Origin of the sequence: Streptomyces sp. NPDC006687 (assembly GCF_040636215.1) — a bacterium.
Classification (GTDB): Bacteria; Actinomycetota; Actinomycetes; order Streptomycetales; family Streptomycetaceae; genus Streptomyces.
On the sequence record NZ_JBEYJJ010000007.1, the window covers coordinates 25,294 to 49,710 of the forward strand.

21 protein-coding genes and 4 tRNA genes are annotated in these 24,417 nt (G+C 71.5%); 9 read left to right on the forward strand and 16 right to left on the reverse strand.

The window, feature by feature from the left end; translation table 11 throughout:
- The 4 genes from ABZ716_RS10890 to ABZ716_RS10905 form a co-directional block, all read right to left on the reverse strand.
- Positions 1-2,019, reverse strand: a 2,019-nt coding sequence (locus ABZ716_RS10890; RefSeq protein WP_358958161.1) for a DEAD/DEAH box helicase, incomplete at its 3' end; no start/stop codon positions are given.
- A 1,016-nt stretch (positions 2,020-3,035) separates the two neighbouring features.
- On the reverse strand, positions 3,036-3,410 hold the full coding sequence (locus ABZ716_RS10895; RefSeq protein WP_358958164.1) for a CrcB family protein: 375 nt from the start codon (positions 3,408-3,410) through the stop codon (positions 3,036-3,038).
- Positions 3,407-3,886, reverse strand: coding sequence for a CrcB family protein (locus tag ABZ716_RS10900; protein ID WP_358809830.1), 480 nt, complete (start codon positions 3,884-3,886; stop codon positions 3,407-3,409). The genes ABZ716_RS10895 and ABZ716_RS10900 overlap by 4 nt, the downstream gene beginning before the upstream one ends.
- Positions 3,883-4,233 carry a metallopeptidase family protein gene (locus ABZ716_RS10905; RefSeq protein ID WP_351877365.1) on the reverse strand — a complete coding sequence of 117 codons (351 nt, stop codon included), beginning with the start codon at positions 4,231-4,233 and terminating at the stop codon, positions 3,883-3,885. The genes ABZ716_RS10900 and ABZ716_RS10905 overlap by 4 nt, the downstream gene beginning before the upstream one ends.
- A gap of 126 nt (positions 4,234-4,359) precedes the next feature.
- Between ABZ716_RS10905 and ABZ716_RS10910 the strand changes: the two genes are divergently transcribed.
- From ABZ716_RS10910 to ABZ716_RS10920, 3 genes are all read left to right on the forward strand, one after another.
- Positions 4,360-4,432: transfer RNA gene (locus ABZ716_RS10910), tRNA-Glu, on the forward strand.
- A gap of 38 nt (positions 4,433-4,470) precedes the next feature.
- A tRNA-Asp gene (locus ABZ716_RS10915) sits at positions 4,471-4,544 on the forward strand.
- Positions 4,545-4,566: 22 nt separating this feature from the next.
- A tRNA-Phe gene (locus ABZ716_RS10920) sits at positions 4,567-4,640 on the forward strand.
- Between the two features lie 40 nt (positions 4,641-4,680).
- Here the strand turns inward: ABZ716_RS10920 and ABZ716_RS10925 are convergent.
- Genes ABZ716_RS10925 through ABZ716_RS10935 form a run of 3 tightly spaced genes read right to left on the reverse strand, consistent with a single transcriptional unit; the run spans position 4,681 to position 6,834 of the window.
- Positions 4,681-5,553 carry a cytochrome c biogenesis CcdA family protein gene (locus tag ABZ716_RS10925; RefSeq protein WP_358958166.1) on the reverse strand — a complete coding sequence of 291 codons (873 nt, stop codon included), beginning with the start codon at positions 5,551-5,553 and terminating at the stop codon, positions 4,681-4,683.
- Positions 5,550-6,281 (reverse strand): thioredoxin domain-containing protein, encoded by a 732-nt coding sequence (locus tag ABZ716_RS10930; protein WP_358958168.1) that lies wholly within the window; start codon positions 6,279-6,281, stop codon positions 5,550-5,552. Before ABZ716_RS10930 ends, ABZ716_RS10925 begins: the two co-directional genes overlap by 4 nt.
- Before the next feature lie 49 nt (positions 6,282-6,330).
- Positions 6,331-6,834 carry a hypothetical protein gene (locus ABZ716_RS10935; protein ID WP_358958170.1) on the reverse strand — a complete coding sequence of 168 codons (504 nt, stop codon included), beginning with the start codon at positions 6,832-6,834 and terminating at the stop codon, positions 6,331-6,333.
- A 111-nt stretch (positions 6,835-6,945) separates the two neighbouring features.
- On the opposite strand from ABZ716_RS10935, the gene hrpA reads away from it, so the two are divergent.
- Both hrpA and ABZ716_RS10945 read left to right on the forward strand, forming a co-directional pair.
- Positions 6,946-10,878 carry an ATP-dependent RNA helicase HrpA gene (hrpA, locus tag ABZ716_RS10940; protein WP_358958172.1) on the forward strand — a complete coding sequence of 1,311 codons (3,933 nt, stop codon included), beginning with the start codon at positions 6,946-6,948 and terminating at the stop codon, positions 10,876-10,878.
- 80 nt (positions 10,879-10,958) lie between these two features.
- Positions 10,959-11,032: transfer RNA gene (locus ABZ716_RS10945), tRNA-Asp, on the forward strand.
- A 524-nt stretch (positions 11,033-11,556) separates the two neighbouring features.
- On the opposite strand, the gene bldC is transcribed toward ABZ716_RS10945, so the two are convergent.
- Complete coding sequence (gene bldC, locus ABZ716_RS10950; RefSeq protein ID WP_020869672.1) at positions 11,557-11,763, reverse strand: developmental transcriptional regulator BldC; 207 nt, start codon at positions 11,761-11,763, stop codon at positions 11,557-11,559.
- Between the two features lie 621 nt (positions 11,764-12,384).
- Positions 12,385-13,206 (reverse strand): hypothetical protein, encoded by an 822-nt coding sequence (locus ABZ716_RS10955; RefSeq protein WP_358958430.1) that lies wholly within the window; start codon positions 13,204-13,206, stop codon positions 12,385-12,387.
- 271 nt (positions 13,207-13,477) lie between these two features.
- On the opposite strand from ABZ716_RS10955, the gene ABZ716_RS10960 reads away from it, so the two are divergent.
- Positions 13,478-14,587, forward strand: coding sequence for a Glu/Leu/Phe/Val dehydrogenase dimerization domain-containing protein (locus ABZ716_RS10960; protein ID WP_358809825.1), 1,110 nt, complete (start codon positions 13,478-13,480; stop codon positions 14,585-14,587).
- A gap of 277 nt (positions 14,588-14,864) precedes the next feature.
- The gene (locus ABZ716_RS10965) at positions 14,865-15,122 is read left to right on the forward strand and encodes a DUF3073 domain-containing protein (RefSeq protein ID WP_351877376.1); all 258 of its coding nucleotides are present in this window, start codon (positions 14,865-14,867) and stop codon (positions 15,120-15,122) included.
- 112 nt (positions 15,123-15,234) lie between these two features.
- On the opposite strand, the gene purM is transcribed toward ABZ716_RS10965, so the two are convergent.
- Entirely contained in the window at positions 15,235-16,305 is a 1,071-nt protein-coding gene (gene purM, locus ABZ716_RS10970) for a phosphoribosylformylglycinamidine cyclo-ligase (protein ID WP_351877378.1), read from the reverse strand.
- A gap of 118 nt (positions 16,306-16,423) precedes the next feature.
- Entirely contained in the window at positions 16,424-17,941 is a 1,518-nt protein-coding gene (gene purF, locus ABZ716_RS10975; RefSeq protein WP_351877380.1) for an amidophosphoribosyltransferase, read from the reverse strand.
- Positions 17,942-18,087: 146 nt separating this feature from the next.
- Here purF and ABZ716_RS10980 point away from each other — a divergent pair, with 146 nt between their 5' ends.
- Both ABZ716_RS10980 and ABZ716_RS10985 read left to right on the forward strand, forming a co-directional pair.
- Positions 18,088-18,183 (forward strand): putative leader peptide, encoded by a 96-nt coding sequence (locus ABZ716_RS10980; protein WP_351877382.1) that lies wholly within the window; start codon positions 18,088-18,090, stop codon positions 18,181-18,183.
- A 117-nt stretch (positions 18,184-18,300) separates the two neighbouring features.
- Positions 18,301-19,758 (forward strand): sulfatase-like hydrolase/transferase, encoded by a 1,458-nt coding sequence (locus ABZ716_RS10985; protein ID WP_358958175.1) that lies wholly within the window; start codon positions 18,301-18,303, stop codon positions 19,756-19,758.
- A gap of 9 nt (positions 19,759-19,767) precedes the next feature.
- On the opposite strand, the gene ABZ716_RS10990 is transcribed toward ABZ716_RS10985, so the two are convergent.
- The 5 genes from ABZ716_RS10990 to purS all read right to left on the reverse strand — a co-directional run bounded on the left by ABZ716_RS10990 (position 19,768) and on the right by purS (position 24,362).
- Positions 19,768-20,262: an META domain-containing protein gene (locus tag ABZ716_RS10990; protein WP_358809823.1), complete on the reverse strand. Its 495-nt coding sequence runs from the start codon at positions 20,260-20,262 to the stop codon at positions 19,768-19,770.
- Positions 20,263-20,302: 40 nt separating this feature from the next.
- Entirely contained in the window at positions 20,303-21,094 is a 792-nt protein-coding gene (locus ABZ716_RS10995) for a sterol carrier family protein (protein ID WP_358958177.1), read from the reverse strand.
- A gap of 78 nt (positions 21,095-21,172) precedes the next feature.
- On the reverse strand, positions 21,173-23,422 hold the full coding sequence (gene purL / locus ABZ716_RS11000; RefSeq protein ID WP_358809821.1) for a phosphoribosylformylglycinamidine synthase subunit PurL: 2,250 nt from the start codon (positions 23,420-23,422) through the stop codon (positions 21,173-21,175).
- Entirely contained in the window at positions 23,419-24,099 is a 681-nt protein-coding gene (gene purQ, locus ABZ716_RS11005) for a phosphoribosylformylglycinamidine synthase subunit PurQ (protein ID WP_358809820.1), read from the reverse strand. Before purQ ends, purL begins: the two co-directional genes overlap by 4 nt.
- A 2-nt stretch (positions 24,100-24,101) precedes the next feature.
- Positions 24,102-24,362 (reverse strand): phosphoribosylformylglycinamidine synthase subunit PurS, encoded by a 261-nt coding sequence (purS, locus tag ABZ716_RS11010; protein WP_351877394.1) that lies wholly within the window; start codon positions 24,360-24,362, stop codon positions 24,102-24,104.
- Positions 24,363-24,417: the final 55 nt, after the last annotated feature.

Genomic DNA, 24,417 nt, shown 5'->3' on the forward strand with positions numbered 1-24,417 from the left:
ACGGCGGAAGCCACCACCGGAGGACGGACGGTCGTCACGGCGGAAGCCGCCACGGTCACCGCGGTCGTCACGGTTGAAGCCACCCGACGGACGGTCATCGCGACGGAAACCACCCGAGGGACGGTCGTCACGGCGGAAGCCACCACCGGAGGACGGACGGTCGTCACGGCGGAAGCCGCCACGGTCACCGCGGTCGTCACGGTTGAAGCCACCCGACGGACGGTCGTCACGACGGAAACCACCCGAGGGACGGTCGTCGCGACGGAAGCCACCACCGGAGGACGGACGGTCGTCACGGCGGAAGCCGCCACGGTCACCGCGGTCGTCGCGTCGGTTGTCGCGGCGCTCGAAGTTGCCGCGGTCGTCGCGGCGCTCGAAGCTGCGCTGCTCCTGGGCGGCGGCCTGGGCGGCCTGCTTGGCCTGCTCGGCCACAGCCGCGGCCACCTCGGCCTCGGCGGCCTCGACGACCTCGGCGACGGCGGCCTCCGGGTCCTCACCGCGCTCACGGGCGGAGCGGGCGACGAGGCGGTCGGCCTCCTCGCGCAGCTCGGCGGCACGACGGGTCGCGCGCTCCAGCTGCTTGGTCAGGTCGGCGACCTCACGCTCGGCCTGCTTGGCGGCGTTGTTCGCGGAGTCGGCCTGGACCTCGGTGAGCGAACGCGCACCGGTGATCTCGGCGACCTCCGGGTCGAAGGCGCCGGCGCCCTGGACGATGTGGCGCGAGGCGTCGACGCCCGCGTCCTCCATCAGGCGGAAGATCTGGCGGCGCTGGTGCGGGAGCGCCAGCGACACGACGACACCGGACTTGCCGGCGCGGGCGGTACGGCCCGAGCGGTGCAGGTAGTCCTTGTGGTCACCGGCCGGGTCCACGTTGAGGACCAGGTCGATGCCGTCGACGTGGATACCGCGGGCGGCGACGTCGGTGGCGACGAGCGCGTTGACGTAGCCGTCCTTGAAGTCGGCGAGGACGCGGGTACGGGCGCCCTGCGTCATGCCGCCGTGCAGCGCGTCGGCCTTCACGCCGGACTCGACGAGCTGCTCGGCGATGCGGTCGGCGCCCAGCTGGGTGCGGACGAAGATGATGGTGCGGCCCTTGCGGGCGGCGATGGCGGCCGTGACCGGCGCCTTGTCCTTCGGCTTCACGACGAGGACGTGGTGGGTCATGGTCGTGACGTTGCCCTGGGCGCTGTCGACCTCGTGCGTGACGGGGTTGGACAGGTAGCGCTTGACCAGGGTGCCGATCTCGTTCTCCATGGTGGCGGAGAAGAGCATGCGCTGGCCGCCGCCGGGGATCTGGTCGAGCAGCTCGGTGACCTCGGGCAGGAAGCCCAGGTCGGCCATCTGGTCGGCCTCGTCGAGGACGGCGATCTTGACGTTCTCCAGGGAGCAGGCGCCGCGGTTGATGATGTCGCGCAGACGGCCGGGGGTGGCGACGAGGACGTCGACACCGCGCTCCAGGGCGTAGATCTGGTTGCCCATGGAGGTACCGCCGCAGACGACCTTCATCTTGAGGCCGAGGACGTCGCCGTAGGGCTGGAGGGCGTCCGCGACCTGCATCGCGAGCTCACGCGTCGGCGTGAGGATGATCGCGCGGGGCTTCTTCTTCTCGGTGTGGCCGCCGGCCAGCGAGGCCAGGGTCGGCAGACCGAAGGAGAGGGTCTTGCCGGAGCCGGTGCGGCCGCGGCCGAGGATGTCCTTGCCGGCCAGGGCGTCCGGGATGGTCGCGGCCTGGATCGGGAACGGGCTGGTGACACCGTTCTGCGCGAGCTTGCGGACGATGCCCTCGGGCAGACCGAGGTCCGCGAAGGTGACCGTGGGCTCGGCGTCGGCGGCGTCGGCGTCCTCGTCGGAGGCGGCGTCAGCGGCGTCGGCCGTCACATCGGCCTCAAGCGCCTCGATGATCTCGTTCGCTTCCGCGGCCTCCATGGCCTCGGTGACCACAAGGGCCTCAACAGCGTCGACGATCTCGGTGGAGTCGTTCTCGGGCATGACGGAACGGTCAGAACTGGAAATGGACATGCGAAATGCGAAACCTTCCGGAGTCTCGGCACGCGCCCAAACTCCGTGAATCGCAAATCGACCGCCTCAATGCGGTCAGCCACGGCTAGGGAGAGTACGCGCCACACGGCGCTCTTCGGATTCGGCGCCGGGCAATGGGATCAAACGATCTATAACCATACGCACCCTCCCGGGGGTCTGGCAAGTCGCCCCTGCACCACCCCCTCTGACCTGCGACGACGCCCGACAGACCGGGATGGTCGGGGACGCGGTTCCCCCGCGCCCGCCCTCAGGCGACGCTCGGCCCCGGGGAGGCGGGCGGCGGCTCGCTCGGCGTGGGCTGTGTCACAGGAGGCGTGCTCTCCCCGCCGCCGGACGTCGTGGTGGACCCGCCCGCACCACCCGACCCACCTGACCCACCTGACGAGGAACCACCGGCCCCGCCCGCACCACCCGACCCCGACCCGGAACCGGACCCGCCGGCTCCCGACCCGGAGCCGGAGCCCGACCCGGAACCGCCCGTCCCGGACCCCGAGCCGGACCCGCCCCCGGACGACACGTGGCCCCCCTGCCCGCCGGCCCCGCCCCCGGGACCGGCCGACGGGGAGGGCTGGCCCGGCTTGCCCGCGGGCGCGCCGGGGCCGGGAGAGGCCCCGGGCGCCCCGGCGGAGCGCCCCGGCTCGGCGGACTTCCCCTCCTGAGGGCCCTCCTTGACGCCGTGCCCGTTGCCGTGGATCCCGGAGCCGTGCCCGGAGCCCGCGGCCGTGCCGGCCCCGGCGGCGTCCTTGCCGCCCACCGAGGCGGCGGGTCCCGGCTTCGCGGCGTCCTCGCCGACGCTCATGCAGCCCGCGGTCGCCGCGACCGCGAGGGCGGAGACGGCCAGTCTGAGGGTGGTGGACAGGGAGGGGGGCAACGGGCGCACGGGGGCACCTCCGGGACGCGGGGTGGGGTCCGCGGTGAGCGGGTCAATGAGCCCAACTCCCTTTACCCCGTAAGAGACACGCCCCTTGTGCGAGTTACCCGGAAGGCCCCCGGGGTCACGCGAACAGCTGCCGCGCCACCTGCGCCCCCAGCGTCACCGCGCCCAGGCCCACCAGCAGGGAGGCGGCGACGTTCGCCGCGGCCAGGAACCTCCAGCCGCGCTCGGCCAGCCGCAGCGTCTCGTACGAGAACGTCGAGTAGGTGCTCAGCGCCCCGCACAGCCCCGTCCCCAGGAGCAGCGTCAGCCGCGAGGACCCGGCGCCCGCCAGGAGGGCCCCGGTCAGCACCCCCAGCAGCAGGCAGGCGCCGGCGTTGACCACGAAGGTCCCCCAGGGGAAGACCGAGTCGTGCCGCGCCTGCACGGCCCGGTCGGTCAGGTACCGCAGCGGGGCCCCGATGACCGCGCCCGCCACCACCAGCAGCCAGTTCACCCGGCCCCCCGCGCCCGCAGCGCCAGCCGCGTCAGCGAAGCCGCCGCCCACACCGCGCCCAGCGCGCCCGCCACGGTCAGTCCGGCGTACGCCAGCGCGAGCCCGGCGCGGTCCGCGTCCAGCAGCCGCGAGAAGTCCAGGGCGTAGGTCGAGAAGGTGGTGAACCCGCCGAGCACCCCGGTCCCGGCGAAGGGCCGCAGCAGCGGGTGCGGAGCGCGCCGCCCGCCCTCGTTGATCAGCGCCATCAGGACGCCGATCAGCGCGCAGCCCGCCACATTGGTCCACAGGGTCGCCCAGGGGAAGCCCGCCGGCCCGGCCGGCCACAGCAGGGCCACCGCGTAGCGGGCCGCCGCGCCCAGGGCTCCGCCGGCGGCCACCGCCGCGAGGACCCGGCCCTGCGGCTCGGCGCGCTGGTCCGGGACGTGGAGGTCGACGTCCGGGTCGATGGCCTCCGCGCCCGGTGCGGGCCGGGTCACCCGTAGCCCAGGGCGTGCAGGCGTTCGTCGTCGATGCCGAAGTGGTGGGCGATCTCGTGGACCACGGTCACCTCCGTCTCGGCGATCACGTCCTCCCGGTCCTCGCACATCCGCAGCGTGGGGTTCCGGTAGATCGTGATCCGGTCGGGGAGCACGCCGGCGTACCACTCGCCGCGCTCGGTCAGCGGGGTCCCCTCGTACAGGCCGAGCAGCTCGGGGTCCCCGGCCGGCGGCTCGTCCTCGACGAAGACCGCCACGTTGTCCATCAGCCGCGTCAGCTCCGGCGGAATCCGGTCCAGCGCCTCTGCGACGAGCTCCTCGAACTCCTCGCGCGTCATCTCCAGCACCCGGCCATTGTCGCCCCGGCCGGGGCCGTTCCCCCGCCCGGGCGGTAACCGTTTTGGCGATACCTCCTCGGATCCCATATGCTTCTCACGTCCCCGACGCGCTGAAAAGTGCCCGGCGGGCCTTTAGCCCTCATCGTCTAGTGGCCCAGGACGCCGCCCTTTCAAGGCGGTAGCACGGGTTCGAATCCCGTTGGGGGTACGCAACACCATGTGCAAGACTTGCTCTTGCACAAACCAGGTCCTGTGGAGCAGTTGGTTAGCTCGCCACCCTGTCAAGGTGGAGGTCGCGGGTTCAAGTCCCGTCAGGATCGCTGAGGCTGGAAACAGTCTCGTGGCTGGGTAGCTCAGTTGGTACGAGCGATCGCCTGAAAAGCGATAGGTCGCCGGTTCGACCCCGGCCCCAGCCACAGAAGGAAGGCCCCGTCTCCGGACGGGGCCTTCCGCGTTTCACTCCTCCGGAGGCTTCCCGGCCTCCTGGACCTCACGGGCCTCCTCGGCCTCGCGGGCCGCCGTCCGCCGCCGGTGCAGCAGCCCGAAGGCCACCGCCCCGGCGCCGACCAGCCCGAGGAGCGCCCAGTCCGGGACGGCGTCCGCGACGGCGCCCACCTTCTCCTCCACCGCGTACGAGTCGTCCACGTCCAGCAGCCCCGGCAGGGCGCTCGCCCCGTCGTACAGCAGGAACAGGGCGCCCAGGGTGATGAAGAACAGCCCGGACAGCAGCGAGGTGGTGTGCAGCTCCAGGCGGCCCACCCGTACGGCCCGGCCGCGCAGCCAGGGCCGGCGGCCCAGGTCGAAGCGCTCCCACAGCAGGGCCAGCACGAACAGCGGTACGGCCATGCCCAGGGCGTAGACCGCCAGCAGGAGGCCGCCGTAGACGGGGCTGCCGCTGACGGCCGCCACCGTGAGGACGCTGCCCAGGATCGGGCCCGCGCAGAAGCCGGCCAGCCCGTAGACCGCGCCGAGGGCGTACACCGACAGGGCGGTGGTCGGACGGATCCGCCCCGAGAGCTCGGAGAGCCGCTTCGGTGCGAAGCCGAGGCCGAGGATCTGGGCCAGGCCCAGGACGATGATCAGCCAGCCGCCGGCCAGGACGAGCTGGTCGCGGTGGGAGTGGAAGAACCGGCCCGCGAACGAGCCGGCCGCGCCGAGCGGGACGAGGGTGGTGGCGAGGCCGGCGTAGAAGATCCCGGTGCGGGCGAGCAGCCGGGAGCGGGAGTCGATGGAGTACGCGAAGAAGGCCGGCAGCAGCAGGGCGCTGCACGGGCTGAGCAGGGCGAGGAGGCCGCCGAGCAGGGCGGCGGCGTAGCCGACGCCGCTCACTGGGCCTTCGCCTGTGCCTTGGCCCGGTCGATGGCCGCGGTGAAGGCGGCGAGGGGCTGGGCGCCGGCGAGGGGCTGCCCGTTGACGAGGAAGGAGGGGGTGGACTGGACGCCGATGCGGTAGCCCTCCTCCCGGTCGCGGCGCAGGGCGGCGGCGGCCTGTTCGCCGGCCATGTCGGCCTTGAAGCGGTCCAGGTCGGGCACGCCGGCCTCGCGGGCCAGCTCGGTCAGCCGGTCCGCGCCGAAGCCCTTGGCCTTGGCGCCCTCGGCGTAGGCGGCGGTGTGGAAGGCGGCGAAGCGGTCCTGCTGCCCGGCGGCCCAGGCGGCCTTGGCGGCGGCCTCGGACTCGGCGCCGAAGATCGGGAAGTTACGCCACTCGATGCGCAGGGTGCCGTCGGTGACGTACTTCTCGATCAGTGCGGGCTCGGTGTCCCGGGCGAACTTGGCGCAGTAGCCGCACTTGAAGTCGGAGTACTCGATGAGGACGACGGGCGCGTCGGTGCGGCCCACGGCGAGCTTGTCCCCGGCTTCGCGGCGGGCCAGCGCCTTCAGCTCCGCGAAGGCACCGCTGTCGGGGGCGTCGGAGGCGGAGGCGCTGGCGGTGGGGCGGTCGTGCTCCTGACGGGGCGCGGTGGTCTGCCACGAGACCACCCCGAGGGTGATCGCGGCGACGGCGACCCCGGCGGCGTAGAGGAGGGGCTTGCGGGAGGTCTTACGGGACGTGGACATACGGGTGCTCCAGAGCGGGATGTACGGGGGAACCGGCGGACCGGCTCCCCTACACCCGCATCACGGACAGCTCCACCGGCCCCGGTGCCCGCTGACCGGGCCCGCGCACGGGCACCCGTACGCATTCGGCCCGGTACGGCCGCACCCCCTCGGGCGCGGGCCGCGCGGCGAGCACGGAAACGTGCTCGTGCCCACCTCGGGACGGCACCACCGGCACCACCCCGTCCCGCCCGCTCCCGGGCCCGCACGCGGGCCCCGGCTCCGAGCCCGCGGAGGCCGCCCGGGCCACCGCGCGGGCCGGCGCGTCCCCGCCCTGGGGCGACGCTGCCACGGCCGGGAGGAACCCCGGGGACGGCGGCCCGTGCGGGGCGGTGCCTTCCCCGGCGCCTGCCGGAGCGGCGAAGCCCGTCCGCACCCCGCCGGCCGACGGCGCGGGACCTCCGTCCGCCGTCCCCCGTACCGCCCCCGGCAGGGCGAACACCACGGCCAGCAGGGCCGTCGCCAGGGCCAGCACGGCGGCGGGCCGCGAGCGGCGAACGGGACGGGAGGACAAAGGTGGGGCGCCTCTCACTCGCACAACTGGGGGACTCGTCCCGAAATGGTACGGGGAGGGGCACAAATGCGTTCGCCACCCGCCCGGCCCAGGTGAGATCCTCGACCAGGTATGTCTACTTCCTTCGCCGCCCTGCAGACGCTTCTCGGTGAGATCTCCCTCCGCGACGCGCACCGCCTCGGCCGCCGCCTCGAAGGCGCCCGCCGCATCCGCAAGCCCGAGGACCAGCAGGCCGTACTCGGCGAGATCGCCGCGGAGGCCGAGAAGGCCGCCGCGCGACTGGCCGGCCGCGCCTCGCGGATGCCGGAGGTCACGTATCCCGAGAACCTGCCCGTCAGCCAGAAGAAGGACGCGATCGCCGAGGCGATACGCGACCACCAGGTCGTGATCGTCGCGGGCGAGACCGGCTCGGGCAAGACCACGCAGATCCCCAAGATCTGCATGGAGCTCGGGCGCGGGGTCCGCGGCATGATCGGGCACACCCAGCCCCGGCGGATCGCCGCCCGCACGGTCGCGGAGCGCATCGCCGAGGAGCTGAAGTCCGAGATCGGGCAGACCGTCGGCTGGAAGGTCCGCTTCACCGACCAGGTGAACCCGGACGCGACCTTCGTCAAGCTCATGACGGACGGCATCCTGCTCGCCGAGATCCAGACGGACCGCGAGCTGCGCGCCTACGACACGATCATCATCGACGAGGCCCACGAGCGCAGCCTCAACATCGACTTCCTGCTCGGCTACCTGGCCCAGCTGCTCCCCAAGCGCCCCGACCTCAAGGTCGTGATCACCTCCGCGACCATCGACCCGGAGCGCTTCTCCCGCCACTTCGGCGACGCCCCGATCGTGGAGGTCAGCGGCCGTACGTACCCGGTGGAGGTGCGCTACCGGCCGCTGCTGGAGGGGGCCGATGAGGACGCAGAGGAGAGCGACCGCGACCAGATCACCGCGATCTGCGACGCCGTCGACGAGCTCCAGGGCGAGGGCCCGGGCGACATCCTGGTCTTCCTCTCCGGCGAGCGGGAGATCCGCGACACCGCCGACGCGCTGATCAAGAAGAAGCTGCGCTTCACCGAGGTCCTGCCCCTCTACGCCCGCCTCTCGCACGCCGAGCAGCACCGGGTCTTCCAGCCCCACACCGGCCGCCGGATCGTGCTGGCGACCAACGTCGCCGAGACCTCCCTGACGGTCCCCGGCATCAAGTACGTGATCGACCCGGGCACGGCCCGTATCTCCCGCTACAGCCACCGCACGAAGGTGCAGCGGCTGCCCATCGAGCGGATCAGCCAGGCCAGCGCCAACCAGCGCAAGGGCCGCTGCGGCCGCACCAGCGACGGCATCTGCATCCGGCTGTACTCCGAGGACGACTTCAACGCCCGCCCGGAGTTCACGGACGCGGAGATCCTGCGCACCAACCTGGCCTCCGTCATCCTCCAGATGACCGCCGCCGGGCTCGGGGAGATCGAGAAGTTCCCCTTCATCGACCCGCCGGACCACCGCAACATCCGCGACGGCGTGCAGCTGCTCCAGGAGCTCGGCGCCCTCGACCCGGCCGAGAAGGACCCAAAGAAGCGGCTCACCCCGATGGGCCGGCAGCTCTCCCAGCTGCCGGTGGACCCGCGCCTGGCCCGCATGGTGGTGGAGGCGGACAAGAACAACTGCGTCCGCGAGGTCATGGTGATCGCGGCGGCCCTGTCGATCCAGGACCCGCGCGAGCGCCCGTCGGACAAGCAGACCCAGGCGGACCAGTACCACGCCCGGTTCAAGGACGAGACGAGCGACTTCCTCTCCTTCCTGAACATGTGGCGCTACGTCCGCGAGCAGCAGAAGGAGCGCGGCTCGTCCTCCTTCCGCCGGATGTGCAAGCAGGAGTACCTGAACTTCCTGCGCATCCGCGAGTGGCAGGACATCTACGCCCAGCTGCGCTCGGTCGCCAAGACGATGGGCATCCACGTCAACGAGGCCGACGCCGCCGAGACGAACATCCACGTCTCCCTGCTGGCCGGCCTGCTGTCGCACATCGGCCTGAAGGACACCGACAAGAACGAGTACCTGGGCGCGCGGTCGGCGAAGTTCGCGATCTTCCCGGGGTCGGCGCTGTTCAAGAAGCAGCCGAAGTTCCTGATGTCGGCGGAGCTGGTGGAGACCTCGCGGCTGTGGGCGCGGGTGAACGCCAAGGTGGAGCCCGAGTGGGTGGAGCCGCTGGCGCAGCACCTGATCAAGCGCACGTACAGCGAGCCGCACTGGGAGAAGGACCAGGCGGCGGTCATGGCGTACGAGAAGGTCACTCTGTACGGGGTGCCGATCGTCGCCCAGCGGAAGATCAACTACGGCCGGATCGACCCCGAGGTCTCGCGCGAGCTGTTCATCCGCAACGCGCTGGTCGAGGGGGACTGGCGCACGCACCACAAGTTCTACGCGGACAACCGCAAGCTGCTGACCGAGGTCGAGGAGCTGGAGAACCGGGCGCGGCGCCGCGACATCGTCGTGGACGACGAGACCCTGTTCGACTTCTACGACCAGCGGATCCCCGAGCACGTGGTCTCGGGGGCGCACTTCGACTCCTGGTGGAAGCACAAGCGGCGCGAGGAGCCCGAACTCCTCGACTTCGAGCGGGAGATGCTGCTGACGGAGAAGGCGGCCGGGGTCACCAAGGCCGACTATCCGGACTCCTGGCGGCAGGGGCAGCTGAAGTTCCGGGTGACGTACCAGTTCGAGCCGGGCGCGGACGCGGACGGCGTGACCGTGCACATCCCGCTCCAGGTGCTGAACCAGGTCACCGGCGAGGGCTTCGACTGGCAGATCCCGGGGCTGCGCGAGGAGGTCGTCACCGAGCTGATCCGCTCGCTGCCCAAGCCGATCCGCCGGCATTACGTGCCCGCCCCGAACTACGCCTCCCGTTTCCTGGAGCAGTCGCCCTCGCTGAGCGAGCCGCTGCCGGTGGCGCTGGCGCGCGAGCTCCAGCGGATGGTGGGGGTGCCCGTCTCGGCGGAGGACTTCGACCTCTCCCGGATCCCGGACCACCTGAAGATCACCTTCCGGATCGTGGACGAGCGGCGGCGCAAGATCGCCGAGGACAAGGACCTGGAGGCCCTGCGGCTGAAGCTGAAGCCGAAGGCCCGCCAGGCCCTCTCCCAGGCCGCGGCCGCCACCGCCGAGCGGACGGGCGGGGAGTCGGTGGAGCGCTCCGGCCTGACCGACTGGACCATCGGCACCCTGGTCAAGGTCTTCGAGACCCGCCGGGCCGGCCAGCCGGTGAAGGCGTACCCGGCACTGGTGGACGAGGGGACGAGCGTCTCCGTACGGCTCTTCGACACCGAGGCCGAGCAGCAGCAGGCGATGTGGCTGGGCACCCGGCGGCTGATCCTGCTCAACATCCCGGTGAACCCGGCGAAGTTCGCCTCGGAGAAGCTGACCAACCAGCAGAAGCTGGCACTCTCCCGCAATCCGCACGGTTCCATCCAGGCGCTGTTCGACGACTGCGCGACCGCGGCCACCGACAAGCTGATCGCCGACCACGGCGGTCCGGCCTGGGACGAGGCGGCCTTCCGCCGGCTCTTCGACGCGGTCCGGGCCGACCTGGTGGACACCACCGTGCGGACCGTGGGACAGGTCCAGCAGGTCCTGGCGGCCTGGCAGGCGTGCGAGCGGCGGCTGAAGGCGACCAGCAGCCTGGCCCTGATGGCGAACATCGCGGACGTGAAGACGCAGCTGGCGGCCCTGATGCCGGCCGGGTTCGTGACCCTGACCGGCCTGAAGCGGCTGCCGGACCTGATGCGCTACCTGGTGGCGATCGACCGGCGGCTCCAGCAGATGCCGACGGGGGTCCAGCGCGACACCACGCGCATGGAGAAGGTCCACGAGATGCGGGACGAGTACCTCTGGCTGCTGGAACAGCTGCCGAAGGGCCGGCCGGTGCCGGAGGCGGTCACCGAGATCCGCTGGATGATCGAGGAGCTGCGGGTCAGCTACTTCGCGCACGCGCTGGGGACGGCGTACCCGATCTCCGACAAGCGCATCGTGAAGGCGGTGGACGCGCTCGCTCCGTGATCGCGGAGCGGGCTGGTTCGACCCCACCCCCCGTGCTGCTGTACAGTCTGTTTCGCAGCCGGGCAATCGGCCGCACGCCAGGTCCTGTGGAGCAGTTGGTTAGCTCGCCACCCTGTCAAGGTGGAGGTCGCGGGTTCAAGTCCCGTCAGGATCGCAGAAACGTCAGGGCCCGTATCCCGCAAGGGATACGGGCCCTGACGCGTTGTCGGCTCCGGCGGTCCGGCCCCCTCGTGCGCGCTCCGCCACCTCATGATCACTCGGGGCTCACGGCGCCTCTGGAAGCCCCTCAGGCGGCCCCGGCCGCCCCGCCGGACCCGCTGGGGTCCGCGCTCACTCCGGGGGGCCTCCAGGGCCCTCCGGGAGGCTTTCGGGAATACATGCCTCCGGAGAGAGGAAATCCCCCCTTCGAGTGAGGGGGCGGCTGTGACGGGAGTCACCTCATGAGTTTTTGAGACTCGCACATTTATCGGAGCCCTACGCCCGCTCGATTTAATATGTGCAATGGCACCTACCCGGCCGCAGACGTGGCGGGCACAAAAAAATCGCGCTGGACCCGGCGGAGTCCAGCGCGATCGACGGCAGTGCCTGTTGGGGCAGGCTCCGCCGCGTGAAGCTGTTGTGGGTCATCGGATTGGGGGATCCGATACGCACCCTTTAAAGCGGTGGTGCTGCGCGACCTCAGCCCTCGCTGCGCTGCTGCGGAATTCCCGCGAGCAGTGCGCGAACCTCGGCCTCGCGGTATCGGCGGTGTCCACCCAGGGTGCGGATGGACGTGAGCTTGCCGGCCTTGGCCCAGCGGGTAACCGTCTTCGGGTCCACGCGGAACATGGTGGCAACCTCAGCCGGGGTCAGCAGCGGCTCGGCATCAGGGGTGCGAGCGGTCATGAGCGGCCTCCTCGGGAGAACCGAACCATCTCGGTTCTTTCCTCTAAATTCTGCACCTTGGCCCACGTTGCCCGAAATGGACATACGCAGGCCGAGTCGGTTATAGGACGAACGGCTTGTCCTCGGCACTACAACTACACCATCCGTCCAGCCTCGACGGCCAAACCGATGGAATTGCCCTCCGAGGTGTTCATCAGCGGCGGAAGCCGATGGACCGTCCCATAACGGACAGTCACCCCACTGTGACGATCAGTCACAGAGCGATCAGGAGTCGTCAGACCCCCCATAGAGTGCAATACCGAGCATTCCGCCCTTAGTTGGGCGGAAGGAACCCTCCCCGGACTCCTTGTCCTATTTTGGCATGAGGATAGGGGATGGGCGCAAGGGTGTGGATAGTGCGGTCCGTCACGCTTGGGCCAATGGCCCGGATCGGGACGTAGGTCCTGGGACAAAGACCCTAATACCGTGACCAAGCCCCTGATCTGCGGCGTGTGGGCCATTCGGCCGATCATGACCGGTACGGGCGATACGCGTAGCGCCCGAACGGGCTCCGAACAGGATCCGAACACCTACGCCCATGATCTACGCAGACCCCGGTTCCCGAAAGGGTCAAGGCTGCCTCTAGTTCGCGAAAAGTCTCTCCCTCACCGCCCCCCAGCGACCGGCCAGTTCCTGGTACACCGCCGCCGCCCCCTCCTGGTCCCCCTCCCGCAGGGCCGTGAGCCCCTCCGCGAGGTCGCGGGCCGAGCGGTCCGCGGCCAGGCCGTCAGCCGGGAGCGCGTGCAGCAGCCCGCCGTAGTCCAGTTCGACCATCGAGCGCGGATGGAACTCCTCCAGCCAGCGGCCGACCTCCGCCAGCCCCTCCGCCAGCGGCCCGTACCCCCGCTGCTCCCGGCCCTCCGCCTCGCGCAGCGTCCGCAGCGCCCGCGCGAGCCGGCGCCGGGCCTGCACCATCGGCGTGCGGTAGCGCAGCCGCTCCCCCGGCAGGTACTCCCGCTCCTCGTCCCCCACCAGCACGAACCAGCGCAGCGGCACCTGCCACACCCCGGTACGGATCCAGGGCCGCGCGTCGGGGTTGCGCTCCCGCCACGCCTCGTACGCGGCGGCCGCCCTGCGCCGGGCCGCCGGGGGCAGCGCCGCGTCCAGCACCGGCGCCGGGAAGTTCGCCACCAGCTCCTCCAGCGCCAGCCAGCCGCGCAGCCGCGTCCGCCAGGGGCACACCAGCAGCACCCCGTCCCGCTCGGCCGTGAAGGCGTCCCCGCTCTCGTGCGCCGGGACACCGGTCACGGGTACGCGGACCAAGTCGGAAAGACAGCGGCGCAGTTCGTCCTGGGCGGTTGGCGCGGTCCCGCGCCGGGCATACGCCGCCCAGTGCGTGCGCTCCGGCTCCGGGAAGGAGGTCAGGGGCTCGTAGATCCGCAGGTAGGAGGCGTACGGGACCATCGGCGCGGGCCGCGCGGCCGGCGGCCGGAGGTCGGGGGATTCGCTCACCCCCTCGTCCTCCCCGCTTTCGGGGCCCGGTTCACCTCCAACTCGCGGGCCGGACAGCGAATCCGCCGACCGGCCCGCCGACCGTGTGTGGCTCATGAGTGTTCCGATCCCCGGACAGGGGGTACCGGCGCCCGCCTCAGGTCTTACTCTGCTCCCAGTGCGCCCTCCCCCACCCGCAGGGCGGGCGTTTTTCCGCCGCATCTCTTCCATGGGAGTCACCACCGTGACCGAAATGACCGACGGCGTCCTGCACACCCTGTTCCGCAGTGAGCAGGGCGGCCACGAGCAAGTCGTGCTGTGCCAGGACCGGGCCACCGGACTCAAGGCCGTCATCGCCATCCACTCCACCGCCCTGGGCCCCGCCCTCGGCGGCACGCGCTTCCACGCGTACGCCTCCGACGAGGAGGCCGTCCGCGACGCGCTGAACCTCTCGCGCGGTATGTCGTACAAGAACGCCCTCGCCGGTCTCGACCTCGGCGGCGGCAAGGCCGTGATCATCGGCGACCCCTCCATCCTGAAGTCCGAGGAACTCCTGCTGGCCTACGGCCGCTTCGTGGAGTCCCTCGGCGGCCGCTACGTCACCGCCTGCGATGTCGGCACGTACGTGGCCGACATGGACGTCGTCGCCCGCGAGACCCGCTGGGCCACCGGCCGCTCCCCCGAGAACGGCGGCGCCGGCGACTCCTCCGTCCTCACCGCCTTCGGTGTCTTCCAGGGCATGCGGGCCAGCGCCCAGCACCTGTGGGGCGACCCGACCCTGCGCGGCCGCAAGGTCGGCGTCGCGGGCGTCGGCAAGGTCGGCCGCCACCTGGTGGAGCACCTCCTCCAGGACGGCGCCGAGGTCGTGATCACGGACGTCCGCGTGCAGTCCGTGCAGGAGATCCTCGACAAGCACCCCGGCGGCAAGGTCACGGCCGTCCCGGACACCGAGGCCCTGATCCGCACCGAGGGCCTGGACATCTACGCCCCCTGCGCGCTCGGCGGCGCCCTGAACGACGACTCCGTCCCGGTCCTCACCGCCTCGGTGGTGTGCGGCGCGGCCAACAACCAGCTGGCCCACCCCGGCGTGGAGAAGGACCTCGCGGACCGCGGGATCCTCTACGCCCCGGACTACGTGGTCAACGCGGGCGGCGTGATCCAGGTCGCCGACGAGCTGCACGGCTTCGACTTCGACCGGTGCAAGGCCAAGGCGTCGAAGATCTTCGACACCACCCTGGCCATATTCGCACGTGCGAAGGAGGACGGGATCCCGCCGGCCGCCGCGGCCGACCGGATCGCCGAGCAGCGCATGGCCGACGCCCTCGCGGCGCGCGCCGCCGCCCGCCAGGCGTAGCCCCGACGGGGACCCGCCGGGGCGCGGCGAGACGGAACTCACTGCGCTTCGGCGGGTCGCCGGGCAGGAAAGCGTTAAAATCGCAGCTGACCAGCGAGTACGGGGTGTCCCGCTGGTCCTGTGGAGAGGCACGTCATGCGGGCGGCGTACCGTATGGCCGCGGAAGCAGGTACCGTTAAACCCCTACGGACGGTCTCTTCACGGAGAGCCCGCTCCGAACCATGAACGCGTGTCAGACTCTGGGGCCGTCGAGCCCCGTCACCGAGGGGGTCGAGCCATGGGGCGCGGCCGGGCCAAGGCCAAGCAGACAAAGGTCGCCCGCCAGCTGAAGTACAACAGCGGCGGGACCGACCTGACGCGTCTGGCCAATGAGCTGGGCGCATCGCCGACGGAGCCGCTGATCAGCGCGCCGGTCGAAGTCGATGACGATCTGGACGACGACGACCCGTACGCCAAGTACGCGGATCTGTACAACGATGACGACGAGGACGAGGACGAAGAGTCCGGTCCGTCGGCGCACCGTCGCGGGGCTTGACGCGCAGCACCTCTGCTTCGAGCATCTGCACAGCCGGGCTCCTTCCGGCTGACAGCCGAACATGCCAGAACCCGGTCCAGGGCCTTTGCCCCGGACCGGGTTTTGGTGCTGCTCAGGCCGCGTAGTCGCCGGTGAGGGTGGCGCCCTCGGTGTGGTCGCCGCGGTCGAGGATCTCGCCGGCGACCCAGGCTTCGACGCCCCGGTCGGCCAGCGCGGTCAGGGCCACGTCCACCGACTCCTGCGGGACCACGGCCATCATGCCGACGCCCATGTTCAGGGTCTTCTCCAGCTCCAGCCGCTCCACGTTCCCGGCCTTGCCGACCAGGTCGAAGACGGCGCCCGGGGTCCAGGTGGAGCGGTCGACGGTGGCGTGCAGGTGGTCCGGGACGACCCGGGCCAGGTTCGCGGCGAGGCCGCCGCCGGTGATGTGCGAGTAGGCGTGGACCTCGGCCGTGCGGGTGAGGGCCAGGCAGTCCAGCGAGTAGATCTTGGTGGGCTCCAGCAGCTCCTCGCCGAGGGTCCGGCCGAGCTCCTCGACGTGCTGGTCGAGGGTCATCCCGGCGCGGTCGAAGAGGACGTGCCGGACGAGCGAGTACCCGTTCGAGTGAAGCCCGGACGAGGCCATGGCGATGACGGCGTCCCCCGTACGGATGCGGTCGGCGCCCAGGAGGGCGTCGTACTCGACCACACCGGTGCCGGCGCCCGCGACATCGAAGTCGTCCGGCCCGAGCAGGCCCGGGTGCTCGGCGGTCTCGCCGCCGACCAGGGCGCAGCCGGCGAGGACACAGCCCTCGGCGATGCCCTTGACGATGGCCGCGACACGCTCGGGGTGGACCTTGCCGACGCAGATGTAGTCCGTCATGAAGAGCGGCTCGGCGCCGCAGACGACGATGTCGTCCATGACCATGGCGACCAGGTCGTGGCCGATGGTGTCGTAGACGCCCATCTGGCGGGCGATGTCCACCTTGGTGCCGACGCCGTCGGTGGCCGAGGCCAGCAGGGGGCGCTCGTAGCGCTTGAGGGCGGAGGCGTCGAAGAGGCCGGCGAAGCCGCCGAGGCCGCCGAGGACCTCGGGGCGCTGCGTCTTCTTCACCCACTCCTTCATCAGCTCGACGGCGCGGTCGCCCGCTTCGATGTCGACGCCGGCGGCTGCGTAGCTGGCACCGGTGGTCTTCTCTGTCATGACAGGCGAGAGCTTTCGTGTCGTTGCTGCGTGTGGTGCCGGGCCCCGGGAGAAGCCTCAAAGACAGGGCGCGGCGCAGGTGGAGCCGGGCCGGCCCGGGAAGGGCCGGCCCACGGGCCTACGGGCGGCGGAGCGCGTCGGCGGCGTCGGTGCCGCCCGCGAGCTCGGACTCCAGGAGCTGCTTGCCCAGGAGCTGCGGGTCGGGCAGCTCCATGGGGTACTCGCCGTCGAAGCAGGCACGGCAGAGGTTGGGCTTCTGAATGGTCGTCGCCTCGATCATCGAGTCGAGCGAGATGTACGAGAGCGAGTCCGCGCCCAGCGACGTGGCGATCTCGTCGACCGTCATGCCGTTGGCGATCAGCTCGGCCCGGGTGGCGAAGTCGATGCCGAAGAAGCAGGGCCACTTCACCGGCGGCGAGGAGATCCGGATGTGGACCTCGGCCGCGCCGGCCTCGCGGAGCATCTTCACCAGGGCGCGCTGGGTGTTGCCGCGGACGATCGAGTCGTCCACGACGACGAGGCGCTTGCCCCGGATGACTTCCTTGAGCGGGTTGAGCTTGAGGCGGATGCCGAGCTGGCGGATCGTCTGCGAGGGCTGGATGAAGGTCCGGCCCACGTAGGCGTTCTTGACCAGGCCGGAGCCGTACGGGATCCCGCTGGCCTCGGCGTAGCCGACGGCGGCGGGCGTGCCGGATTCCGGCGTCGCTATCACCAGGTCGGCCTCGACCGGGGCCTCCTTGGCGAGGCGCCGGCCCATCTCGACCCGCGAGAGGTAGACGTTGCGGCCGGCGATGTCGGTGTCCGGGCGCGCCAGGTAGACGTACTCGAACACACAGCCCTTGGGCTTCGCTTCCGCGAAGCGCGAGGTGCGCAGGCCGTTCTCGTCGATCGCGATGAGCTCGCCCGGCTCGACCTCGCGGACGAAGCTGGCGCCGCAGATGTCGAGGGCGGCGGTCTCGCTCGCCACCACCCAGCCGCGCTCCAGGCGGCCGAGGACCAGCGGGCGGATGCCCTGCGGGTCACGGGCGGTGTAGAGGGTTCCCTCGTCCATGAAGACCAGCGAGAAGGCGCCCTTGACCTGAGGGAGGACCTTGGCGGCCGACTCCTCGATGGTCAGGGGCTTGCCCTCGTCGTCGGTCTGGCCGGCGAGGAGGGCGGTCACCAGGTCGGTGTCGTTGGTGGCCGCCACCTGGGTGGCGCGGCCGTCCTGACGGGGGAGGTCGGCGACCATTTCGGCGAGCTCGGCGGTATTCACCAGGTTGCCGTTGTGACCCAGGGCAATGGAGCCGTGGGCGGTCGCCCGGAAAGTGGGCTGAGCGTTCTCCCAGACGGAGGCTCCGGTGGTCGAGTAGCGGGCGTGACCGACCGCGATATGACCCTGGAGCGAGCCGAGAGAGGTTTCGTCGAAGACCTGGGAAACGAGGCCCATGTCCTTGAAGACGAGGATCTGGGAACCGTTGCTCACAGCGATTCCCGCGGACTCTTGTCCGCGGTGCTGCAGTGCATACAGTCCGAAGTAGGTGAGCTTGGCGACCTCTTCACCCGGAGCCCAGACACCGAAGACGCCGCAAGCGTCCTGGGGGCCCTTCTCGCCGGGGAGCAGGTCGTGGTTGAGTCGTCCATCACCACGAGGCACGTCTCGAGTGTAGGCGAGATCGACCACTGGTCCGAATTGGGGATGGCCGGGAAATGTCACAGCACGGAGGGTGACGGGATACCTCCGTCTCGGTATTCGGATCATTTGTTGACATCTACGAGGGCATTCGTACAGGCTCTCGCCCCATGCAGCCCCTCGGTGACCACCGCGTCACCCTCGTCGAGCGCCGGCACGTGGACCTGGTCCGTGTCGCGAGCGCCATCTGTCGCTGTTTCGCGTAGCCGCAACTCCTCTTCGCCCTTTCGCCCTTCCGCTTCGCCCCGGCCCGACCCGCCGTGCGCCGCGCCCTGCCGCGCCCCGCCGGGAAACGGGCGGCCGAGCCGTGTCCTGGAGTACCTGTGTCTTCGTACAACAGCAAGCTGTCCCGCCGCGCCTTCGGGGGCGCCGTCGGAGCGGGCGCCGCGGCCGCCGCCGCGGGGCTCGGGGCGGCTCCCGCCCACGCCTCGGACTGCCCGGCCGTACCCGCGGGACCGGCCGACGACGCCCGCGGGGCCGCCCCCGGGGAGCGTGAGTTCCGGGCCGCCCGCGAGCGCCGCTCCCGGCGGCCGAACGTCCTGTTCATCCTGGGCGACGACCTCGGCTGGGCCGACCTGTCCTCCTACGGCGCCCCGCACATCAGGACCCCGAACCTGGACCGGCTGGGCCGCCAGGGGGTGCGGTTCACCGACGCCTACGCGGGCTCGGCGACCTGCTCGCCGACCCGCTTCAGCCTCTACACCGGGCGCTACCCGGGCCGTACGAAGGGCGGCCTGGCCGAGCCGATCGCCGACAAGTCGGCGGGCCTGGAGCCGACCCACCCGACGCTGGCCTCGCTGCTGCGCGACGCCGGGTACGCGACGGCCCTGATCGGCAAGTGGCACTGCGGCTACCTGCCCGACTACAGCCCGACCCGCTCCGGCTGGGACGAGTTCTTCGGCAACTTCGGCGGGGCGCTGGAGTACTACTCCAAGCTGGGCCTGGGCGGCGAGTACGACCTGTACGAGGGCGACGCCGCCTACAAGGACCTGCGCTACTACACCCGGATCCTCACGGAGCGGGCGAGCGAGTACGTATCCCGCGACCACCACGGCAGGCCCTGGCTGCTGAACCTGAACTTCACCACCCCGCACTGGCCGTGGATCGCCGACGGGGACACCGCGGAGAGCGCCGAGATCGTCCGGCGGATCAAGGCGGGGGACGCGCGGGCGCTGTGGCACCAGGACGGCGGCTCGGTGGAGAAGTACCGGCAGATGGTGGAGGACCTGGACCGCTCGGTCGGCCGGGTGCTGGAGGCGCTGAAGCGCTCCGGCCAGGAGGAGGACACCCTGGTCGTCTTCGCCAGCGACAACGGCGGCGAGCGCTTCTCGTACAACTGGCCGCTGTCGGGGAACAAGGCGTCCCTCCAGGAGGGCGGGATCCGGGTGCCGACCCTCCTGCGCTGGCCCGCCCGGATCGACGGCGGCCAGGTCAGCCGGGTGCCGGTGTTCAGCCCGGACTGGACGGCGACCCTGCTGGAGGTGGCCGGGACCCGGCCGCACCCGGCATACCCGCTGGACGGGGCGAGCCTGGCCGGATACCTGCTGCGGGGCGAGCAGCCGGCCGGGCGGGACCTGTTCTGGCGGGTGCGCGGGGAGCGGGCGCTGCGGCGCGGGAACTGGAAGTACTACCGGGGCAAGGCCGGCCGCGACCAGCTGTTCGACCTGGCCTCGGACCTGCGCGAGCAGGCCGACCGCGCGGCGTACGAACCGGCCCGGCTGGCGCAGCTGCGGGCGGCCTGGGAGCACACCGACGCGGGACTGCTCCCGTACCCGGCCTGACCCGCGGGCTCACTCGGCGGCGGAGGACGCCTCGGCGGTCAGGGCCCGGCCGTCGGCGGCGGTGAGGGTGAGGGTCCGGCCCTGGATCCGCCAGGTGAGCGGGCCCGCGCCGAACAGGGCGGTGAGGGCCCGCTCGACCTCTCCGGCCGGGCCCTCGCAGGCCATACGGGTACTGGTGAGCGGGCCGAAGGTGACGGTGTCGCCCTGGACCGCGGCCGGGGCGCTGAACCGGTTGCAGCCGAGACTGCCCCCGGCGGTGCCGTCGGGGGCCAGGGTGAACCGGGCCCGTCCGGCGGCCCCGGCCGGGACCGGCGCACCGGACAGGGCGGTCACCGTCCAGCCGGTCACGGTCAGCGGGGCGTCCGGTACGGGGGGCGTGGCGGAGGCCGTCGCGGTCATGGCGGGGTCGCTCCCGTCCTGCGGGGTTCCGGTGCAGCCGGCGGCCAGGGCGAGTACGGAGGCCAGTACGAGGGCCGGCCCTGCGGGGTGCCTGCGGGTACGCATGCCCCTGGGACGGGCCCCGGCCCGCACCGGTTCCCCCGCGTCAGCGCATCAGCGGCAGCAGCCCCGACAGGTCCGCCCGCTCACCGCCGGCGCTGACCCGGGCCGCGTCCAGGGCCTCGGCCCAGCCGGTGCGGCCCGTGGCGAGCCGGAGCCAGGTCAGCGGGTCGGTCTCCACCACGTTGGGCGGGGTGCCGCGGGTGTGCCGGGGTCCCTCGACGCACTGGACCACCGCGAACGGCGGGATCCGTACCTCCACCGAGCCGCCGGGCGCCTTCACCGCGAGGGCGTCGGCGAGCAGGCGGGTGCAGGCGGCCAGGGCCTGCCGGTCGAGGGGGATGCCGAGATCCGCGGCCCGGTTCAGGTCGTCGGTGTGGACCACCAGCTCCACGGTGCGGGTGACCAGGAAGTCCGCGAGGGTCATGTCCCCGATCCACAGGTCCATCACCCGGTGGCCCGGGGCTGCCTCCAGGGCCTCGGCCATCCTGGCTCCCGCCCGCTCGAACAGCTCGGGGAGCGGGGCGCCGCTCAGGGTCTCCCGGGCGGCCTCGGAGATCCTCCCGGCGAGGGAGGCGGTGGCGAAGGGCCATTCGACGGCGCTCAGCTCGGCGACGGCACCCGGCGGGCGGGCCAGCCCGGCGGCCAGCGAGTCCGCGACCCAGGCGATGTGAGCGGCGAGCTCGCCGACGTTCCAGTGCCCGAGCCCGCTGGGCCGCGCGAGCTGCTCGGGCCCCAACTCGCCCACGGCGGCGGCGACATGCCCGAACTGGGCGGTGACGGCCGCGCGGATCTTCGCCTGGTCGTAGGTGCGCTGCTTCTTCTTCGCGGGCGACATGCCCCGACCCTACTGGGGCGCTCGCGCGAAGGCCCCGTCCACACGGTGTGGACGGGGCCTCGCGGCGGCCGGGAGCGGTCAGGCCAGGAGGGCCGGGATGGTCGCCTCGTGCGCCTCGCGCAGTTCCGCCAGGGGGAGGGTGAACTCGCCCTGGATCTCGATCTCCTCGCCGTCCACCACGCCGACGCGGGTGGCCGGCAGGCCCCGCGCGCCGCACATGTCGGTGAAGCGGAGCTCCTCGCTGCGCGGGACCGACACGATGGCGCGGCCCGCGGACTCGGAGAACAGGAAGGTGAAGGCGTCCAGGCCCTCGGGGACGACGATCCGCGCACCGTTGCCGCCCTTGAGGCAGGACTCGGTGAGCGCCTGGATCAGGCCGCCGTCCGACAGGTCGTGCGCGGCGTCGATCATGCCGTCGCGCGAGGCCGAGATCAGGATCTCGCCGAGCAGCTTCTCGCGGCCGAGGTCCACCTTCGGGGGCATCCCGCCGAGGTGGTCGTGGACGACCTGGGACCAGGCCGAGCCGCCGAACTCCTCGGCCGTGTCACCGAGCAGGTAGAGCAGCTGGCCGGCCTCCGCGAACGCCATCGGCGTGCGGCGGTTGACGTCGTCGATGACACCCAGGACCGCCACGACCGGGGTCGGGTGGATCGCCACGTCGCCGGTCTGGTTGTACAGGGAGACGTTGCCGCCGGTCACCGGGGTGCCCAGCTCCAGGCAGCCGTCCGCGAGACCGCGGGTGGCCTCGGCGAACTGCCACATGACGCCCGGGTCCTCGGGGGAGCCGAAGTTCAGGCAGTCCGAGATCGCCAGGGGCTTGGCACCGGTCGCGGCGACGTTGCGGTACGCCTCGGCCAGGGCCAGCTGCGCGCCCGTGTACGGGTCGAGCTTGGCGTAGCGGCCGTTGCCGTCGGTGGCCATGGCGACGCCGAGGTTGGACTCCTCGTCGATCCGGACCATGCCCGCGTCCTCGGGCTGCGCGAGGACGGTGTTGCCCTGCACGAAGCGGTCGTACTGGTCGGTGACCCAGGACTTCGACGCCTGGTTCGGGGAGGAGACCAGGGCCAGGACCTGCGCGCGGAGCTCCTCGGAGGTCTGCGGGCGGGGCAGCAGGCCGGCGTCGTCCGCCTGGAGGGCGTCCTGCCACTCCGGGCGGGCGTACGGGCGGTGGTAGACCGGGCCCTCGTGGGCGACGGTGCCCGGGGGCACGTCCACGATCTGCTCGCCGTGCCAGAAGATCTCCAGGCGCTCGCCGTCGGTGACCTCACCGATGACGGTGGCGATGACGTCCCACTTCTCGCAGATCTCCATGAACCGCTCGACGTGCTGCGGCTCGACGATCGCGCACATGCGCTCCTGCGACTCGCTCATGAGGATCTCCTCGGGCGAGAGCGTCGCGTCGCGCAGCGGGACGGTGTCCAGCTCCACGCGCATACCGCCGGAGCCCGCGGAGGCCAGCTCGGAGGTGGCGCAGGAGAGCCCGGCGCCGCCGAGGTCCTGGATGCCCGCGACCAGCTTCTCCTTGAAGATCTCCAGGGTGCACTCGATGAGGAGCTTCTCCTGGAAGGGGTCGCCGACCTGGACGGCGGGCCGCTTGGTGGGCTTGCTGTCGTCGAAGGTCTCCGAGGCCAGCACGGAGACGCCGCCGATGCCGTCGCCGCCGGTGCGGGCACCGTAGAGGATGACCTTGTTGCCCGGGCCGGACGCCTTGGCGAGGTGAATGTCCTCGTGCTTCATCACGCCGATGCAGCCGGCGTTGACCAGCGGGTTGCCCTGGTAGCAGGCGTCGAAGACGACCTCGCCGCCGATGTTGGGCAGGCCCAGGCAGTTGCCGTAGCCGCCGATGCCCGCGACCACGCCCGGCAGGACGCGCTTGGTGTCGGGGTGGTCGGCCGCACCGAAGCGCAGCGGGTCCACGACGGCGACCGGGCGGGCGCCCATGGCGAGGATGTCGCGGACGATGCCGCCCACGCCGGTGGCCGCGCCCTGGTAGGGCTCGATGTACGACGGGTGGTTGTGCGACTCGACCTTGAAGGTGACCGCGTAACCCTGGCCGACGTCGACCACGCCGGCGTTCTCGCCGATGCCGACGAGCATCGCGTCGTTCTCGGGGGCCTTCTCGCCGAACTGCTTCAGGTGGACCTTGCTGCTCTTGTACGAGCAGTGCTCGGACCACATGACGGAGTACATGGCGAGCTCGGCGCCGGTGGGGCGGCGGCCGAGGATCTCGCGGATGCGGGCGTACTCGTCCTCCTTGAGGCCGAGTTCCTTCCAGGGCTGCGCCGCGTCCGGAGTTTCGGTGGCGTTCTTGACCGTGTCGAGGCTCATGCGGAGACCAGCTTCTTCAGGACCGACGTGAAGAACGGGAGGCCGTCGGTGCGGCCCGTCCCGACCAGCGGCTCGACCGCGTGCTCGGGGTGCGGCATGAGGCCGACGACGTTCCCCTCGGCGTTGGTGATGCCGGCGATGTCGCGCAGCGAACCGTTGGGGTTCACGTCGAGGTACCGGAAGGCCACGCGGCCTTCGGCCTCCAGTTCGTCGAGCGTGCGCTCGTCGGCGACGTACCGGCCGTCCATGTTCTTGAGCGGGACCGAGATTTCCTGGCCCTGCGCGTAGTCGCCGGTCCAGGAGGTCTGCGCGTTCTCCACGCGCAGCTTCTGGTCGCGGCAGATGAAGTGGAGGTGGTTGTTGCGGAGCATCGCCCCCGGCAGCAGGTGGGCCTCGGTGAGGACCTGGAAGCCGTTGCAGATGCCGAGGACCGGCATACCGCCCCTGGCCTGCTCGATGATGGTCTCCATCACCGGCGAGAAGCGGGAGATGGCTCCGGCGCGCAGGTAGTCCCCGTAGGAGAAACCGCCCGCGAGGACGACCGCGTCGACCTGGTGCAGGTCTTTGTCGCGGTGCCACAGCGAGACCGGCTCCGCCCCCGCGAGGCGGACGGCGCGCAGCGAGTCACGGTCGTCGAGCGTTCCGGGGAACGTGACGACACCGATGCGAGTGGTCACCGTCAGACCTCGGCCTTCACGGTCTCGACCCGGACGGTGAAGTCTTCGATGACGGTGTTGGCGAGGAACGTTTCGGCCATCTTGTGGATGCGGTCGAGGGCGGCCTGGTCGACCTCTCCCTCCACTTCCAGTTCGAAGCGCTTCCCCTGACGGACGTCGGCGATCCCCTCGAAGCCCAGGCGCGGCAGTGCACGCTGCACCGCCTGGCCCTGGGGGTCGAGGATCTCCGGCTTGAGCATGACGTCGACTACGACGCGTGCCACTGGCACTCCCGATGAGGTGGTTGGTGCAAGGCGGTTCCCTCAGCGTACCCGGCCG

Excerpts from the sequence above, each read along its gene's own strand:
- ABZ716_RS10930 (WP_358958168.1), bottom strand. The coding sequence starts at position 6,281 with ATGTCCACGTCCCGTAAGACCTCCCGCAAGCCCCTCCTCTACGCCGCC.
- hrpA (WP_358958172.1), top strand. The coding sequence starts at position 6,946 with ATGTCTACTTCCTTCGCCGCCCTGCAGACGCTTCTCGGTGAGATCTCC.
- bldC (WP_020869672.1), bottom strand. The coding sequence starts at position 11,763 with ATGACCGCTCGCACCCCTGATGCCGAGCCGCTGCTGACCCCGGCTGAG.
- ABZ716_RS10955 (WP_358958430.1), bottom strand. The coding sequence starts at position 13,206 with ATGGTCCCGTACGCCTCCTACCTGCGGATCTACGAGCCCCTGACCTCC.
- ABZ716_RS10965 (WP_351877376.1), top strand. The coding sequence starts at position 14,865 with ATGGGGCGCGGCCGGGCCAAGGCCAAGCAGACAAAGGTCGCCCGCCAG.
- purM (WP_351877378.1), bottom strand. The coding sequence starts at position 16,305 with ATGACAGAGAAGACCACCGGTGCCAGCTACGCAGCCGCCGGCGTCGAC.
- ABZ716_RS10980 (WP_351877382.1), top strand. The coding sequence starts at position 18,088 with ATGCAGCCCCTCGGTGACCACCGCGTCACCCTCGTCGAGCGCCGGCAC.
- ABZ716_RS10990 (WP_358809823.1), bottom strand. The coding sequence starts at position 20,262 with ATGCGTACCCGCAGGCACCCCGCAGGGCCGGCCCTCGTACTGGCCTCC.
- ABZ716_RS10995 (WP_358958177.1), bottom strand. The coding sequence starts at position 21,094 with ATGTCGCCCGCGAAGAAGAAGCAGCGCACCTACGACCAGGCGAAGATC.
- purL (WP_358809821.1), bottom strand. The coding sequence starts at position 23,422 with ATGAGCCTCGACACGGTCAAGAACGCCACCGAAACTCCGGACGCGGCG.